The organism is Pseudomonas sp. ZL2, assembly GCF_054788455.1.
Genome location: NZ_JBGOGX010000030.1, coordinates 21,614 through 37,495 on the forward strand (window position 1 = coordinate 21,614; position 15,882 = coordinate 37,495).

Consider the following 15,882-nt stretch of genomic DNA (forward strand, 5'->3'; position numbering starts at 1 on the left):
CGGGGCGTTTTTTCAACCGGGTGAATCAGCGTTTAAGCGATGCCGGGGTTGCCGCGGCCGCCGCTTTGCTGCGGTTGGTTTTCAGGCTGTAGCACACGCCCATCACCAGCAGCCAGACCGGAATCGCATAGACCGAAATCTGGATGCCCGGGATCTGCAGCATGATGCCCAGGATCAGCACCACGAAGGCCAGGCAGATGTAGTTGCCATAGGGGTACCACAGGGCCTTGAACAGTGGGGTCTGGCCGGTCTTGTTCAGGTGCTGGCGGAACTTCAGGTGCGAGTAGCTGATCATTGCCCAGTTGATCACCAGGGCGGCAACCACCAGCGACATCAGCAGTTCCAGCGCATGCTGCGGGATGAAGTAGTTGAGCAGCACCGCAACCAGGGTCACCGCAGCCGAAGCCATGATCGAACGCACCGGCACGCCGCGCTTGTCGATCTTCGCCAGGCCCGCCGGGGCATCGCCCTGTTCGGCCATGCCGTAGAGCATGCGCGCATTGCAATAGGTACCGCTGTTGTACACCGACAGCGCCGCGGTCAGGACCACGAAGTTGAGGATGTGTGCGGCAACATCACTGCCCAGCAGCGAGAAAACCTGCACGAACGGGCTGGCGCCATAGGTACCACCGGCCGCATCGAGGCTGGTGACCAGGCTGTCCCATGGGGTCAGCGACAGCAGCACCACCAGGGCACCGATGTAGAAAATCAGGATGCGGTAGATCACCTGGTTGATCGCTTTGGGGATCACGGTCTTCGGTTTTTCGGCTTCGGCTGCGGTGAAACCGAGCATTTCCAGGCCGCCGAAAGAGAACATGATGATCGCCAGGGCCATCACCAGGCCGCTGACGCCATTGGGGAAGAAGCCGCCGTGTTCCCACAGGTTGCTCACCGAAGCCTGCGGGCCGCCGCTACCGCTGGCCAGCATCCAGCTGCCCAGGGCGATCATGCCGACGATGGCCAGGACCTTGATGATCGCGAACCAGAACTCGGCCTCGCCGAACACTTTGACGTTGGCCAGGTTGATCGCGTTGATCAGGATGAAGAAGGCAGCCGCCGAGGCCCAGGTCGGGATCTCCGGCCACCAGTAGTGCACGTACTTGCCGACCGCGGTGAGTTCCGACATACCCACCAGGATGTACAGCATCCAGCAGTTCCAGCCCGACAGGAAGCCAGCGAAACCGCCCCAGTATTTGTGCGCGAAGTGACTGAAGGAACCGGCCACCGGCTCTTCGACGATCATCTCGCCGAGCTGGCGCATGATCATGAAGGCGATGAAGCCACAGATCGCATAGCCGAGGATCATCGACGGGCCCGCCGACTTCATCACCCCGGCCGAACCCAGGAACAGCCCGGTACCGATTGCACCGCCCAGGGCGATCAACTGGATATGGCGATTTTTCAGGCCGCGTTTCAGCTCGCCTGAATGTGTGTTTTGTCCACTCATGAACGAAGTCACCTGCTTGTTTTTATCTGTGACGGAATCGGACCCACCGCGCTCGTGGCGCAGCGGAATTAACAAGGTGATTACCTTGAAGATCTTGGACAACTGCTGCCCATCCAGGGCAAAAGCCGTGGGCGAATCAGCCGGGTGTCAGCAAGAGTGCGCGGTACGCATTGGGGTCACAGTTAAAACGCGGCGCATTGTATACCCCTACAGACGCGCAGGGGTCAACACGTTGCGTAACTGTCTGACGACAAAACGCACCGGTCCTGAGGAAGGGTTCTAGCCTGGGGGGGTAATTGGCGTACATGGCGCCTCCATTTGTTCTTATTGAATGCCCGGCTCTCCGGCCCGGCTTTGCACACGGCAATGGCGCCTATCTCACCGTTCCCAAGGCTTGCGAACAAGCCGTTGACGGGCACGTAAAGCGCCCTGCCCCGGGCGTTCCGGCAAGTTCTGTTTACAGCGGGGAAAATACGCACCGAAGGCCCGCTTATCGGCCAATACTTGTAACGATTTATTTACAAGGTGGTTTAAAAACTTGCCACATCTTACGGAAGTGTCTGTAAGACAAGGAAATTCGGGCAAAAAAAAGCCAACCCGAAGGTTGGCTCCTACCCCACCCGACTTACGGGCGCGGCTTGTTGCGGGTGCTGCCCGGACGCTTGGGCGCCGGCTTGCCGCGCTTGTTCATGTCGCTCGGGCGCTCGGCCACGGTGCTGCCACGGCCGCTGTCCTTGCGTGGGGCCTCGCCACGCGGTTGACGGGCTGGACGCTCGTCGCCACGCGGCTGACGAACCGGACGCTCGGCTTCACCCCGGGGCTGGCGCGCAGGGCGCTCGCCGGTAGCAGCGCCATCCTGAGCCGGACGCAGGTTACGCACGCGCTCACCACGGCCCAAAGGACGGGTGGACTTGCGCTGCAGGCGCTCGAGCTTGTCCTTGCTCTTGTGGTTCAGTGCCGGCATGGCCACCGGGGTCAGGCCCACTTCGGCGGCGAGGATGTCGACTTCCTGCTGGCTCATTTCGCGCCAGCGGCCCATCGGCAGGTCGGAGTTGAGGAACACCGGACCGAAACGCACGCGCTTCAGGCGGCTGACCACCAGGCCCTGGGATTCCCACAGGCGGCGTACTTCACGGTTGCGGCCTTCCATCACCACGCAGTGGTACCAATGGTTGAAGCCTTCACCGCCAGGGGCTTCCTGGATATCGGTGAAACGCGCCGGGCCGTCTTCGAGCACGACACCGGCCTTGAGGCGGGCAATCATGTCTTCGTCGACTTCACCACGCACGCGCACTGCGTACTCACGGTCCATTTCGTAGGACGGGTGCATCAGGCGGTTGGCCAGCTCACCGTCGGTGGTGAACATCAGCAGGCCGGTGGTGTTGATGTCGAGGCGGCCGATATTGATCCAGCGGCCTTCTTTCGGCCGTGGCAGGCGGTCGAACACGGTCGGACGGCCTTCCGGGTCGTCACGGGTGCAGATCTCGCCGTCGGGCTTGTTGTACATGATCACCCGGCGCACGGTTTCAGCGGCTTCTTCGCGCTTGATCACGCGGCCATCGACCGAGATCGCATCGTGCAGGTCGACACGCTGGCCAAGGCTGGCATTGACGCCATTGACCTTGATCCGGCCCTGGCTGATCCAGGCCTCGACGTCACGGCGCGAACCCACACCGATACGGGCGAGAACTTTTTGCAGTTTCTCGCCTGATGGCGGCAATGGCTGGGTTTCTTGCAGGTCTTTTTCACTCATGCTGGGCACCTCCCGGTGTATTTACAAAAATCTGGTATGGCGGACAAGCGCCAAAAAGGGTCGCGAATCATACGCTGATCGCGGCGTGAACGCACCTGAGACTAGCCGAAATTGTAAAAGTTGCCGGCGCTTCGCGCCCAGCGGCTGAAGTTACTCGCGCGGCATTTGCGGTTCGGTTTCCAGTGGTTCGGCGTCAAGGTCGGCAGGCGCCTCGTCGATCAGGTCATCGAAATCGGTCTTCAGCCCTTCTTCCATGGCGTCCAGCTCGGTCAGCAAGCTGCGGAAGCTGGTTTCTTCCTGGGGCTCTTCCGGCTCGGCGCTGGCATCGGCCAGGGCCTGCAAATGCGCTGGCACCGGCGCGTCGTCCAGCGCCAGTAGCGGTTCGGGCTCCGGCTCCATCTCGCGCAGTTCGGCCAGTGGCGGCAGCTCGTCGAGATTCTTCAGGTTGAAGTGGTCGAGAAAAGCCTTGGTGGTAGCGAACATTGCCGGTTTGCCGGGCACTTCACGGTAACCGACGATACGGATCCACTCGCGCTCGAGCAGGGTCTTGATGATGTTGGTGTTGACCGCCACACCGCGCACATCTTCGATCTCGCCGCGGGTGATGGGCTGGCGGTAGGCGATCAGCGCCATGGTCTCCAGCAGTGCCCGGGAGTAGCGCTGCGGGCGCTCTTCCCACAGCCGGCCGACCCAGGGCGCGTAATCCTCGCGAATCTGCAAACGGAAACCCGAGGCCACTTCCTTGAGCTCGAAGGCGCGGCCGGTGCAGGACTTGCGCAGCACCTCCAGAGCCTTCTTGAACACCGCAGGCTCCGGGCGCTCGGCTTCCTCGAACAGCTCGTACAGGCGCTCGAGGGATTGCGGTTTGCCCGAGGCCAGCAAAAAAGCCTCGAGCAGGGGCGCCAGGTCGCGCGGTTCATTCAGGTTCATGGGCTTGCTCAGTTGTTACTCGGCGCGGGCGCGGACATGGATCGGCGCAAAAGGCTCATTTTGCACCAGTTCGATCAAGGATTCCTTGACCAGTTCGAGAATCGCCATGAAAGTCACCACCACCCCGAGCTTGCCTTCCTCGGCCGTGAACAGTTCGACGAAGGGCACGAAGCCGCCACCCTTGAGGCGCTCGAGCACTTCGCTCATGCGTTCGCGGGTCGACAGCGCCTCACGGCTGACCTGGTGGCTTTCGAACAGATCACCGCGGCGCAGTACTTCGGCCATCGACACCAGCAGCTCTTCCAGGCTGACCTCGGGCACCAGCTTGCGCGCCTTCGCCTGCGGCGCGTCCAGGCGCGGCACGATCACCTCGCGGCCGACCCGGCTGAGGCCATCGATGCCTTCGGCGGCAGCCTTGAAGCGTTCGTATTCCTGCAGACGGCGAATCAGCTCGGCGCGCGGGTCGGCTTCCTCTTCCTCGACCTCGACGGAGCGCGGCAGCAGCATCCGCGACTTGATCTCGGCAAGCATCGCCGCCATCACCAGGTACTCGGCGGCCAGCTCCAGACGCACGGTCTTCATCAGTTCGACGTAGCCCATGTACTGGCGGGTGATTTCCGCTACCGGGATGTCGAGGATATCGACGTTCTGCTTGCGGATCAGGTACAGCAGCAGGTCCAGCGGGCCTTCGAAAGCCTCGAGGAACACTTCCAGGGCATCCGGCGGAATGTACAGGTCCACCGGCATCTCGGTCATGGCTTCGCCATACACCAGTACCAGCGGCAGTTCCTGCTGGGCGCCTGCTTGCGGGTCGATGCTCGGTTCGGTGGTGGTGGCCTGGCTCACGCTTCGACCATGAACGGCGCAGGGTCGCCGCAACCGACGCGGATCACTTCCGGTTCATCGCCGGCCAGGTTGATCACGGTCGAGGCCTTGAGGTCACCAAAGCCGCCATCGATGATCAGGTCGACGTGATGTTCCAGGGCCTGGCGGATCTCGTAGGGGTCGGTCATCGGCTCGTCTTCGCCGGGCATGATCAGGCTGACGCTCATCAGCGGCTCGCCGAGTTCTTCGAGCAGGGCCAGGGCAATCGGGTTGGACGGCACGCGCAGGCCGATGGTGCGGCGCTTTTCGTGCAGCAGCAGGCGCGGCACTTCGCGGGTGGCGTTGAGGATGAAGGTATACGGCCCTGGCACATGGGCCTTGAGCAGGCGGAAGGTAGCCGTGTCGATCTTGGCGAACAGGCCCATCTGCGACAGGTCGCAACAGATCAGGGTGAAGTTGTGGTTCTTGTCCAGCTGGCGCAGGCGGCGAACCCGTTCAATGGCGTTCTTGTCGCCGATCTGGCAACCCATGGCGTAGGAGGAGTCTGTTGGATAGACCACCACGCCACCCTTGCGAATGATTTCGACGGCCTGTTTGATCAGGCGCGGTTGCGGGTTTTCCGCATGAATCTGGAAAAACTGACTCACGTTCTCTTCCTGTTCAGACTGCCGCGATAGGCTGCTCATGTTTGAATCGGCGCCACAGTGGTGGCAGGTCCTCTGGCAATGGCCGGTAGACACCGATCTCGCCCCAGGTGCCAGGGCCATGGAAATCACTGCCGGCACTGGCCAGCAGACCGAATTCACGGGCCAGGATCGACAGGGTGCCTACCTGTTCAGCCGGCATCATGCCGTTGACCACTTCCAGTGCCTGCCCGCCTGCTTGAATATAGTCGGCAATCAGCCGGCGGCGCTTGCTGCGGGTTAAATCGTAGTGCATCGGGTGGGCCAGGCTGACCCAGGCATCGGACTGGCGCAGGGTCTCGACGGTCTCTTCCAGCGTCGGCCAGTGCAGTTTCACATCACCCAGCTTGCCGGCCCCCAGCCACTTGCGAAACGCCTCGGCGCGGTCTTTTACGTAGCCTGCGCGCACCAGGTACTCGGCAAAATGCGGGCGCGCCGGGGCATTGCCGCTGTCGCCCAACTCCTGCTGAATGGCCCGGGCGCCGTCGAGCGCACCTTTCATGCCTTTGAGCGCCAACCGTCGGTCGATTTCTTCCGAGCGCAGCCAGCGGCCACGGTGCAGCGACTCGACGGCGGCCTGTAAAGGCGTGGCGTCGAGGGGGAAGTTGTAACCCAGTATGTGGATGGTCGCCCCGCCCCAGGTGCACGACAGCTCGATGCCGCTGACCCACTGCATGTCCAGGGCCTGGGTGGCAGCGCGGGCTTCGAGCTGGCCTTCGAGGGTGTCGTGGTCGGTCAGCGAGAGCATCCGCACGCCGTGCTCATGGGCCCGGGCGACCAGGACCGTTGGCGACAAGGCGCCGTCGGAGGCCGTACTGTGGCAGTGCAGATCAACATTCATAGGTGGCGCTTTCGCTGTCATTGATGTTTGTTATTATGCCGTCACATCCTGCTTCTGGCTGCCACTGTGAAACAATTCATCGATTTCATCCCGCTGCTCCTGTTCTTCATCGTCTACAAGCTCGAACCGCGCGCTGTTGAATTCGCCGGGCACAACTTCGAGCTCGGTGGCATCTACAGCGCCACGGCGATGCTGATCATCAGCTCGCTGGTGGTCTACGGCGCCCTGTTCCTTCGTCAGCGCAAGCTGGAGAAAGGCCAGTGGCTGACCCTGGTCGCCTGCCTGGTGTTCGGTGGCCTGACCCTGGCCTTCCACAGTGAAACCTTCCTCAAATGGAAAGCGCCGGTGGTCAACTGGCTGTTCGCCCTGGCCTTCACCGGCAGCCACTTCATCGGTGACCGGGTGCTGATCAAGCGCATCATGGGTCACGCCCTGGCCCTGCCGGAGCCAGTATGGACGCGCCTGAACATCGCCTGGATCGGCTTTTTCCTGTTCTGCGGCGCGGCCAACCTGTTCGTCGCCTTCACCTTCCAGAGCATCTGGGTCGACTTCAAGGTATTCGGCAGCCTGGGCATGACCGTGCTGTTCCTGGTGGCCCAGGGCGTCTACCTGTCCCGTCACCTGCACGACAGCGACCCCACCACCCCGCCTTCCACTCCCAAGCACGAGGAATGACATGCTTTACGCCATCATTGCCACAGACGTAGCCGATTCGCTGGAAAAACGCCTGGCCGCACGCCCGGCGCATATCGAGCGCCTGCTACAGCTCAAGGAACAAGGCCGCGTGGTCCTGGCCGGCCCGCACCCGGCCATCGACAGCAACGACCCGGGCGCCGCAGGCTTTAGCGGCAGCCTGATCGTCGCCGAATTCGATTCGCTCAGCGCCGCCCAGGCCTGGGCCGACGCCGACCCGTATATTGCCGCCGGCGTCTACGCCAACGTCATCGTCAAGCCGTTCAAGCAAGTCCTGCCGTAATGCCCAAGGGCGGTGGCCGAGCCGGCGCACCGCCCTTTGCAGCTTTCTCTTCGCAATTGCTCATTATTCTCGCCCGATGGCCGACAACCTCCTGAACCATCCAATGGAATCAGGAGTTCCGATGCGTCAAGGTCCGTTGTCCCTGCTGCTGTGCCTGTTGCTGCTGACCCCATTGGCCCAGGCCGAAGAGCCCGCCAGCTCCAGCACCCCGCTGTCGCTCAGTGCCGGCAGCCAGATCACCGAGCTGCAACAGCGCCTGAAGGAAAGCGAGCGCCTGCGCGAAACCCTGGTCCAGCAACTGCACAACGCCGACAGCGAACGCGAAAGCGCTCAGCTCACCCGCCTGCGCCAGGAAAACCAGCGCCTGAAACTGGCGCTCAAGGAATTGCAGGCCAGCGCTGCGCCGAAACTCATCACCGACCAGCAACAATGGTTTTTGATTGGTGGCGCAGTTGCCCTGTTTGCGGCACTCTGCGGTATCTTTGCCAGTGGCGGACACAGAAAGCGTCGGCAATGGTTGAATTGAGTGAGTCATGAGCGAGCTGTTACTGATTGATGATGACCAGGAACTCTGCGAGCTGCTCGGCAGCTGGCTGACCCAGGAAGGTTTCGTGGTACGTGCCTGCCACGATGGTCATAGCGCCCGTAAAGCGCTGGCCGAACAGGCGCCGGCCGCTGTCGTGCTGGACGTGATGCTGCCCGATGGCAGCGGCCTGGAGCTGCTCAAGCAACTGCGCAGCGAACACGCCGAACTGCCAGTGCTGATGCTTTCGGCCCGTGGCGAGCCGCTGGACCGGATTCTCGGCCTGGAGCTGGGCGCTGACGATTACCTGGCCAAACCCTGCGATCCGCGCGAACTCACCGCCCGCCTGCGCGCCGTGCTGCGCCGCAGCCACCCCAATGCGACGCCCAGCCAGGTGGAAATCGGCGACCTGTGCTTCAGCCCGGCCCGTGGCGTGGTCAGCATCGACGAGCACGAACTGACCCTGACCCTCTCCGAAAGCCGCATCCTCGAAGCGCTGCTGCGCCAGCCCGGCGAGCCGCTGGACAAGCAGGAACTGGCGCAGCTCGCCCTGGGCCGCAAGCTGACCCTGTACGACCGCAGCCTGGACATGCATGTCAGCAACCTGCGCAAGAAAATCGGCCCGCACGCCGATGGCCGCCCGCGCATCGTCGCCCTGCGCAGCCGCGGTTACTACTACAGCCTGTAATGTCAGCGCGGCGCGCCGGCATCTTTACCCAAGCTTTACCCTTGCCTGACCGCCGCTGACCTTGATCTCCCTAGACTGGGCACATCCGGTAACGACCGGCCTCAGAAAGGAGAGTCACCATGCGCAAGACCCTTATCGCCCTGATGTTCGCTGCCGCCCTGCCCACCGTCGCCATGGCCATGCCAGATGCCGGCGGCCCGCGTCACGGCGAGCACCACCGCGGTGGAGCGCCTTTCGCCCAGCTGGACCTGAGCCGTGAACAGCGCCAGCAGATCGGCACGCTGATGGGCGAGCAGATGAAAAGCCGCCACGAAATCACCCAGCGCTACCTGGAAAAGCTCCCGGCCGCTGACCAGAAGGCTCTGAAAGACGAGCTCAAAGCCAAGAAAGACAAAACCCAGGCCGAAATTCGCGCCCTGCTCAAACCTGAACAGCAAAAGCAGTTTGACGAGATGACGAAGAAGCAGGACGAGCGCCGCGCCGAATGGGCCGAGTTCAAAGCCTGGAAAGCTGAAAAAGCCAACAAGGCCCAGTAAGCTGTCAGCCACCCGCCCGGCCTGCCCCAGCAGGCCGGGCTTTTTCCGTTAGAGGTGCCTCTTTTGCGTTCATTGTTCTGGCGCGTCCTGGCCAGTTTCTGGCTGGCCATCGCCCTGGTTGCCGGGCTGTCGATCCTGCTCGGCCACATGTTGAACCAGGACGCCTGGATTCTCAGCCGCCACCCGGGCCTCAACACCCTGGCCAAGAACTGGACCCAGCGCTATGAGCAGCAAGGGCCGGAATATGCCCAGCACTACCTGGAACACCGCAAGCGCCGCTACAACATCGATGTGCAGGTGCTCAACGACAGTGGCGATGCGGTGGTTCCCGGCACCTTCCCACGCCGCGCCGCCGCCTTCGAGGCGCGCCGCCACAATGATGACCGGCGCCTGCCATGGCGACGGCTGACCGAGGAATACACCAGCCCCGACAGCGGTGAGACCTACCTGCTGATCTATCGCATCCCGCACCCGGAACTGGACGCCTGGCACCGTGACAGCTTGCTCTGGCCGTTGAGTGCCTTGGGGATCGCCCTGGTGGTGCTGACCCTGTTCAGCCTGTTGGTGACGCTGTCGATCACCCGCCCGCTGAGCCGCCTGCGCGGCGCTGTGCATGACCTGGGGCAGACCACCTACCAGCAGAACAGCCTGGCGCGCCTGGCCAACCGCCGTGACGAGTTCGGCGTGCTGGCCAACGATTTCAACCGCATGGGTGCACGGCTGCAGAGCCTGATCGGCAGCCAGCGCCAGCTGTTACGCGACGTTTCCCACGAACTGCGCTCGCCCCTTGCGCGCCTGCGCATCGCCCTGGCCCTGGCTGAACGTGCCGAACCCGAGCAGCGCCAGGCCCTGTGGCCACGCCTTACCCGTGAATGCGACCGCCTGGAAGCGCTGATCAGCGAGATTCTGGTGCTGGCGCGGGTCGATGCCGAGCAGGCGCGGGCCGAGCCGGTGGACCTCGATGCGCTATTGGCCTCCGTGCACAAGGACGCGCAATTGGGCGCGCCGGAGCAGGACATCCAGCTGCAGCATGAAACCGGGCTCAACCTGCAAGGCTGGCCGACGCTACTGGAACGGGCGCTGGATAACCTGTTGCGCAACGCCGTGCGTTTCAATCCGGTTGGGCAACCGATTGAAATTACCGGGGTACGGGATATCGACAAGATAGTGCTGAGCGTGCGTGACCACGGGCCGGGAGTGGCCGCGGAGCACTTGGCGCAACTGGGTGAGCCGTTCTACCGTGCGCCCGGGCAAAGCGCCGCCGGCCACGGCCTGGGCCTGGCCATTGCGCGCAAGGCGGCGGAGCGCCACGGCGGCAACCTGAGCCTGGGCAATCACCCGGAAGGCGGGTTTGTGGCCAGGCTGGAATTGCCGCTAGTCGGGCCGGGCAAGGCTTGAGAATGCCGGGGCTGCTGCGCAGCCCATCGCTGGCAAAGCCAGCTCCCACAGGTCCGGTGCACACAGGTCCACTGTAGGAGCCGGCCTTGCCGGCGATAGGGGCGGCACAGCCCCTGCAAAAACTTACCCCCAGGCACTGACGAAGTCAGCGGTCGCCAGCACCGGTGCCGTGCGCGGCTCATGCTGCGGGGTACCCAGGTACAGGAAGGCGATGATCTCTTCGTTATCCGCCAGCCCCAGCCCCTTGGCCACATGCTTGCTGTACGACAGCTCACCGGTGCGCCACACCGCGCCGATGCCCTGGGCATGGGCTGCCAGCAGAATACCGTGGGCGGCACAACCGGCCGCCAGACGCTGCTCGGATGCCGGCACCTTGAAATGATCCTGCAGGCGCGCTACCACAACCACCAGCAACGGCGCCCGCAATGGCATGGCCCGGGCCTTGTCCAGCGCCGCCTCACTTGCCTCACCGTTGAGCGTTACCGCTTCGGCGAGCAGTTCGCCAAGCTTCGTCCGCGCCTCGCCTTCTACCGTCAAAAAGCGCCAGGGCCGCAACTGGCCGTGGTCCGGCGCCCGCAGCGCGGCCTGGAACAGCGCCTCGCGTTGTGCGGCATTGGGTGCCGGCTCCATCAGGCGTGGGACCGAAACACGGTTGAGCAATGCGTCGAGAGCCTCCATTGGCTACCCCTTGTGAATAAATGTCGGGCTATTCTAGCGTTTACTTAAAGGGGGCCATAGGTAGAATGGCGCCCTTCCGTTTCGAGTCAGAGCAGATCACATGGCGTTGCCGACCTTAAGGATCATTGGTTTCATCATCGGCATCTTCCTGATCACCCTGGCGATCAGCATGGTTGTGCCCATGGCCACCCTGGTGATCTTCGACCGTACGGGCGACCTGCCGTCGTTTCTCTGGGCCAGCATGATCACCTTTATTGCAGGCCTTGCCCTGGTCATTCAGGGCCGCCCCGAGCATGTGCACCTGCGCCCGCGCGACATGTACCTGCTGACGGTCAGCAGCTGGCTGGTGGTGTGCATTTTCGCCGCCCTGCCGTTTTTGCTGACCCAGCACATCAGCTACACCGACGCCTTTTTCGAAAGCATGTCCGGCATCACCGCCACCGGCGCCACCGTGCTTAGCGGCCTGGACAACATGTCACCGGGCATCCTGATGTGGCGCTCGCTGCTGCACTGGCTCGGCGGTATCGGCTTTATCGCCATGGCCGTGGCGATCCTGCCGCTGCTGCGTATCGGTGGCATGCGCCTGTTCCAGACCGAATCCTCGGACCGCTCGGAAAAGGTCATGCCGCGCTCGCACATGGTCGCCAAGTCGATCGTGCTGGTGTACATCGGCATCACCACTCTGGGCGCCCTGGCCTTCTGGCTGGCCGGCATGAACCCCTTCGATGCGATCAACCACGCCATGTCGGCGATCTCCACCGGCGGTTTCTCCACCTCCGACCAGTCCCTGGCCAAGTGGGACATGCCGGCGGTGCACTGGGTCGCGGTGGTGGTGATGATCCTCGGCAGTATGCCGTTCGCCCTGTACGTGGCGACCATTCGTGGCAATCGCAAGGCATTGATCAAGGATCAGCAGGTTCAGGGTTTGCTGGCAATGCTGGTAGCGACCTGGCTGGTACTGGGCACCTGGTACTGGGCCACCACCAACCTGCACTGGCTCGACGCCCTGCGTCACGTGGCCCTGAACGTGACCTCGGTGGTCACCACCACTGGCTTTGCCCTGGGCGACTACAGCCTGTGGGGCAATTTCTCGCTGATGCTGTTCTTTTACCTGGGCTTCGTTGGCGGTTGTTCGGGCTCGACCGCCGGCGGCATCAAGATCTTCCGCTTCCAGGTCGCCTACATCCTGCTCAAGGCCAACTTGAATCAGCTGATCCACCCACGGGCGGTGATCAAGCAGAAATACAACGGCCACCGTCTCGATGAAGAGATCGTGCGTTCGATCCTGACCTTCTCGTTCTTCTTCGCCATCACCATCTGTGTCATCGCCCTAGCCCTGTCGCTGCTGGGTGTGGACTGGATGACCGCGCTGACCGGCGCCGCCAGTACCGTGTCCGGGGTGGGCCCGGGGCTGGGCGAAACCATCGGCCCGGCCGGCAACTTCGCCACCCTGCCGGATGCGGCGAAGTGGATCCTGGCGTTCGGCATGCTGCTCGGCCGTCTGGAGATCATTACGGTGCTGGTGCTGTGTATGCCTGCGTTCTGGCGTCACTGACCGACTCGTTCTCTACCGGGGCCGCCGCGGCCCCGCTCAAACGCGCCCGGTACTCGCCCGGGGTGATATCGAACCAGCGGCGAAACGCCCTGAAGAAGTTGCTCGGGTCGGCGAACCCCAGAAGATAGGCGGCTTCCAGCAGGGTCATGCTGGCTTGCGCCAGGTACTGCTCGGCAAGCTCGCGGCGGGTATCGTCCAACAGCGTCTGAAAGCTCGTGCCTTCTTCCTGCAATCGCCGCTGCAAGGTGCGCTGGGACAGGTGCAAGGCCTGGGCGATGGTTTCGCGCTTGGGCTCACCCTGGGGCAAGACCCGGCACAGCACCTGGCGTGCGCGGTGGGTGACCCGGCTTTCCGAGAAGCGCGCCAGGTATTCGCCGGCAAAACGGTCGTGCAGCACAGCCATGGCTTCGTTGGCAGTCGGCAGCGGTGCCTCCATGTCGGCACGTTCGAACACCAGCGCATCGTAGGGCGCGCTGAATACCAGCGGGGCATGGAATGCCGTCTTGTAAGGGGTCAGGTCCCTGGGCTGCGGGCCCTGGATCAGCACCCGCCGCGGCTGTATCACCCGCCCGCTGAGCCAGCTGCACAGCGACAGGGCGCAGGCCAGCGAGGCTTCGGCGCTGTGTCGGGTGGGCGGCAGGTGATCGCCATGAACGGTAAGAACCAGCGCATAGCCGTCGGGCTCCAGACGGAAACTAAGGTCGGAGCTTTCGGCGATGATCCGCTGATAACGCACCAGCCGCTCGAAACCCTCGGCCAGGGTGCGGCTCGACATCAACGCATAGCCGACCACATGAAAGGATGCCGGGCGCACCACCCGCGCCATGTTCAGGCCGATCGCCTGGTTGCCGGAGAGCTCGACCGCCAATTGCCAGAGGCGGGTCATCGAATCCTGGGTAAAACGTGCGTCGGGGTCATCGAGCGCGGCGAAATCCAGGCCGAGCTGCTTGAACATGGCACGGCAATCGAGCCCTTCCAGTTCGAGTGCCTTGACGATCCCTGATGCCCAGCTTGCTGAAGTGGTTCTTTCGCTCATGGCTGGCTTCTTTTCTTACCGACAAGCCGCTCCTGCGGCGAACTCAAAGGATACTCAATTGGCGCCTATTGTCACTGCTCTGTAGTGTTACTCACTCTAGACTCAGATCAGGCTCCACGCCGTGTATCTTCGTCAGATCGACCAGACCCTGGAGCAGTGTCGTGAACAGCCCTCAGCAATTTCGCAGTTTTGCCGAGTTCTACCCCTACTACCTGGGCGAGCACAGCAACCCCACCTGCCGTCGCCTGCACTTTGTCGGTACCAGCCTGGTCATCGCCCTGCTCGCCTTTGCCCTGGGCAGCGGCAACTGGCTTTTGCTGCTGGCCTTGCCCTTTGCCGGTTACGGCTTTGCCTGGGTCGGGCACTTCTTCTTCGAGAAAAACCGCCCGGCCACCTTCAAGCACCCGCTGTACAGCCTGATCGGCGACTTTGCCATGTACCGCGACATGCTGCGCGGCAAGGTCAGCTTCTGATTTCGGCCCGCAAGGTCAGAAACCCGTCCCGCGCGGCCACTGCCCCGACCGATGGTGGGGGTAGAGTGCCCTGAAACACCGCGCTTCGGAGTGCCGATGAATCAGCAGGCCCGTTTTATCCACATGCAGGACGGTACCGAGCAAGACTGGGCGATCATCGCCGATGATTTCAGGGCCTATACCAGCCAGCTGGCCAATCGCATCCTGGCGCACCTGCGCCTGCTCGACGGCGACTTTGGCGGCTTTCCCATCGACCGCCTGAGCCACTCCCTGCAAACCGCGACCCGCGCCTGGCGCGACGGGCGCGATGAGGAATATGTAGTCTGCGCACTGCTGCACGACATCGGCGACACCCTCGGTAGCTACAACCATCCGGACATCGCCGCCGCCATCCTCAAGCCCTTCATCAGCCCGGAAAACCTGTGGATGGTGGAAAAACACGGGGTCTTCCAGGGTTACTACTTTTTCCACCACCTGGGCATGGACCGGCACCTGCGCGAACAATTCCAGGACCATCCGCAATACCAGCAAACCATCGAGTTCTGCGCCCGCTACGATGCGGCGGCGTTCGATCCGGGCTACGACAGCCAGCCCTTGAGCTTCTTCGAACCGATGCTGCAGCGCCTGTTCGCCCAGCCCCGGCAGTCGATCTACAAGGCCGCGCTACAACAACCCGCCGCCACTGCCTGAATCAACCAGCTCTTCGAGCCCGGCCAGGCGCCGGGCGGCTTCGGCTTGCGCGTCCGCCAGACGATAGAGTTCGATAGTGCCATCCCAGTGCTCGATCAGCGCCGTGCACGACTCGACCCAATCGCCGCAGTTGAGGTAATCCACTTCGCCGACCTTGCGGATCTCGGCATGGTGGATATGCCCGCAGACCACGCCGTGAAAACCGCGCTTGACGCATTCATGGGCGATGGCCTCCTCGAAGTCGCTGATGAAGCTGACCGCGGTCTTGACCTTGTGCTTGAGGTACGCCGACAACGACCAGTAACCATAGCCATAGCGCGCACGCCAGTGGTTGAGCCAGCGGTTGAGGGTCAGGGTGAACTCGTAGGCCGAATCGCCCAGAAACGCCAGCCAGCGGTGATAGCGGGTGATCACGTCGAACTGGTCGCCATGAATCACCAGCAGGCGCCGGCCATCGGCGGTCAGGTGCTCGGCCTGGTCGACCAGCTGGATGTTGCCCAGCACCAGTTTGGAATAGCGGCGCAGGAACTCGTCATGGTTGCCGGTGACGTAGATGACTTCGGTGCCGCGCTTGCTCATGGTCAGCAGACGGCGGATCACGTTGGTGTGCGCCTGGGGCCAGTACATGCCGCCACGCAGCTTCCAGCCATCGATGATGTCGCCGACCAGGTAGATGCGGTCCGCCTGGTAGCCCTTGAGGAACTGCGACAGGTGCTCGGCCTGGCAATCCCGGGTACCCAGGTGCACGTCCGATATCCACAAGGTGCGTACGCGCTGTTTGCGCGAGGGTCTGGCAAGCTCGGCACGGGTCATCGGCAGGCTCCGGGAAGGTTTGCGCCAGCTTGCCAAC

Annotated in this window: 17 protein-coding genes and 1 pseudogene; 9 read left to right on the forward strand and 9 right to left on the reverse strand. The window is 63.0% G+C overall.

Features of this window, described 5'->3' with window-relative positions; all coding sequences use genetic code 11:
- Positions 1–25: 25 nt before the first annotated feature.
- The 6 genes and pseudogenes from ABM562_RS18815 to ABM562_RS18840 form a co-directional block, all read right to left on the reverse strand.
- Positions 26–1,447, reverse strand: coding sequence for an amino acid permease (locus ABM562_RS18815; RefSeq protein ID WP_115088507.1), 1,422 nt, complete (start codon positions 1,445–1,447; stop codon positions 26–28).
- Between the two features lie 625 nt (positions 1,448–2,072).
- Entirely contained in the window at positions 2,073–3,200 is a 1,128-nt protein-coding gene (gene rluB, locus ABM562_RS18820; RefSeq protein ID WP_115088153.1) for a 23S rRNA pseudouridine(2605) synthase RluB, read from the reverse strand.
- A gap of 153 nt (positions 3,201–3,353) precedes the next feature.
- Positions 3,354–4,130, reverse strand: a pseudogene (gene scpB / locus ABM562_RS18825) (SMC-Scp complex subunit ScpB); the annotation flags it as partial.
- 15 nt (positions 4,131–4,145) lie between these two features.
- Positions 4,146–4,844, reverse strand: a complete 699-nt coding sequence (locus ABM562_RS18830) for a segregation and condensation protein A (RefSeq protein WP_166675712.1) — start codon at positions 4,842–4,844, stop codon at positions 4,146–4,148.
- 128 nt (positions 4,845–4,972) lie between these two features.
- Positions 4,973–5,602, reverse strand: a complete 630-nt coding sequence (locus ABM562_RS18835; RefSeq protein WP_115088156.1) for an L-threonylcarbamoyladenylate synthase — start codon at positions 5,600–5,602, stop codon at positions 4,973–4,975.
- Between the two features lie 13 nt (positions 5,603–5,615).
- On the reverse strand, positions 5,616–6,479 hold the full coding sequence (locus ABM562_RS18840; RefSeq protein WP_134063712.1) for a PHP domain-containing protein: 864 nt from the start codon (positions 6,477–6,479) through the stop codon (positions 5,616–5,618).
- 66 nt (positions 6,480–6,545) lie between these two features.
- Here ABM562_RS18840 and ABM562_RS18845 point away from each other — a divergent pair, with 66 nt between their 5' ends.
- The 6 genes from ABM562_RS18845 (at position 6,546) to ABM562_RS18870 (ending at position 10,600) form a co-directional block, all read left to right on the forward strand.
- Complete coding sequence (locus tag ABM562_RS18845) at positions 6,546–7,154, forward strand: septation protein A (RefSeq protein WP_205125916.1); 609 nt, start codon at positions 6,546–6,548, stop codon at positions 7,152–7,154.
- A 1-nt stretch (position 7,155) separates the two neighbouring features.
- A complete protein-coding gene (locus ABM562_RS18850) occupies positions 7,156–7,455 on the forward strand; it encodes a YciI family protein (RefSeq protein ID WP_115088159.1) in 300 nt (99 codons plus the stop codon).
- Positions 7,456–7,576: 121 nt separating this feature from the next.
- Positions 7,577–7,981, forward strand: a complete 405-nt coding sequence (locus ABM562_RS18855) for a translation initiation factor 2 (protein ID WP_115088160.1) — start codon at positions 7,577–7,579, stop codon at positions 7,979–7,981.
- 7 nt (positions 7,982–7,988) lie between these two features.
- Positions 7,989–8,666 carry a response regulator transcription factor gene (locus ABM562_RS18860; protein WP_115088161.1) on the forward strand — a complete coding sequence of 226 codons (678 nt, stop codon included), beginning with the start codon at positions 7,989–7,991 and terminating at the stop codon, positions 8,664–8,666.
- 119 nt (positions 8,667–8,785) lie between these two features.
- Positions 8,786–9,202 (forward strand): Spy/CpxP family protein refolding chaperone, encoded by a 417-nt coding sequence (locus ABM562_RS18865; protein ID WP_115088162.1) that lies wholly within the window; start codon positions 8,786–8,788, stop codon positions 9,200–9,202.
- 63 nt (positions 9,203–9,265) lie between these two features.
- Positions 9,266–10,600, forward strand: a complete 1,335-nt coding sequence (locus ABM562_RS18870; protein WP_460422928.1) for a sensor histidine kinase — start codon at positions 9,266–9,268, stop codon at positions 10,598–10,600.
- Between the two features lie 123 nt (positions 10,601–10,723).
- On the opposite strand, the gene ABM562_RS18875 is transcribed toward ABM562_RS18870, so the two are convergent.
- Positions 10,724–11,278: an NAD(P)H nitroreductase gene (locus ABM562_RS18875; protein ID WP_115088164.1), complete on the reverse strand. Its 555-nt coding sequence runs from the start codon at positions 11,276–11,278 to the stop codon at positions 10,724–10,726.
- A 100-nt stretch (positions 11,279–11,378) separates the two neighbouring features.
- On the opposite strand from ABM562_RS18875, the gene ABM562_RS18880 reads away from it, so the two are divergent.
- Complete coding sequence (locus ABM562_RS18880; protein ID WP_115088165.1) at positions 11,379–12,833, forward strand: TrkH family potassium uptake protein; 1,455 nt, start codon at positions 11,379–11,381, stop codon at positions 12,831–12,833.
- Here the strand turns inward: ABM562_RS18880 and ABM562_RS18885 are convergent.
- Positions 12,790–13,869 (reverse strand): AraC family transcriptional regulator, encoded by a 1,080-nt coding sequence (locus ABM562_RS18885; protein WP_134063718.1) that lies wholly within the window; start codon positions 13,867–13,869, stop codon positions 12,790–12,792. The two genes, ABM562_RS18880 and ABM562_RS18885, sit on opposite strands and share 44 nt — an antisense overlap.
- A gap of 161 nt (positions 13,870–14,030) precedes the next feature.
- On the opposite strand from ABM562_RS18885, the gene ABM562_RS18890 reads away from it, so the two are divergent.
- On the forward strand, positions 14,031–14,342 hold the full coding sequence (locus ABM562_RS18890) for an Mpo1-like protein (RefSeq protein ID WP_115088167.1): 312 nt from the start codon (positions 14,031–14,033) through the stop codon (positions 14,340–14,342).
- A gap of 96 nt (positions 14,343–14,438) precedes the next feature.
- A complete protein-coding gene (locus tag ABM562_RS18895) occupies positions 14,439–15,032 on the forward strand; it encodes an HD domain-containing protein (protein WP_115088168.1) in 594 nt (197 codons plus the stop codon).
- Here the strand turns inward: ABM562_RS18895 and ABM562_RS18900 are convergent.
- Complete coding sequence (locus tag ABM562_RS18900) at positions 15,006–15,845, reverse strand: UDP-2,3-diacylglucosamine diphosphatase (RefSeq protein WP_115088169.1); 840 nt, start codon at positions 15,843–15,845, stop codon at positions 15,006–15,008. The genes ABM562_RS18895 and ABM562_RS18900 overlap by 27 nt on opposite strands.
- Between the last annotated feature and the right edge of the window lie 37 nt (positions 15,846–15,882).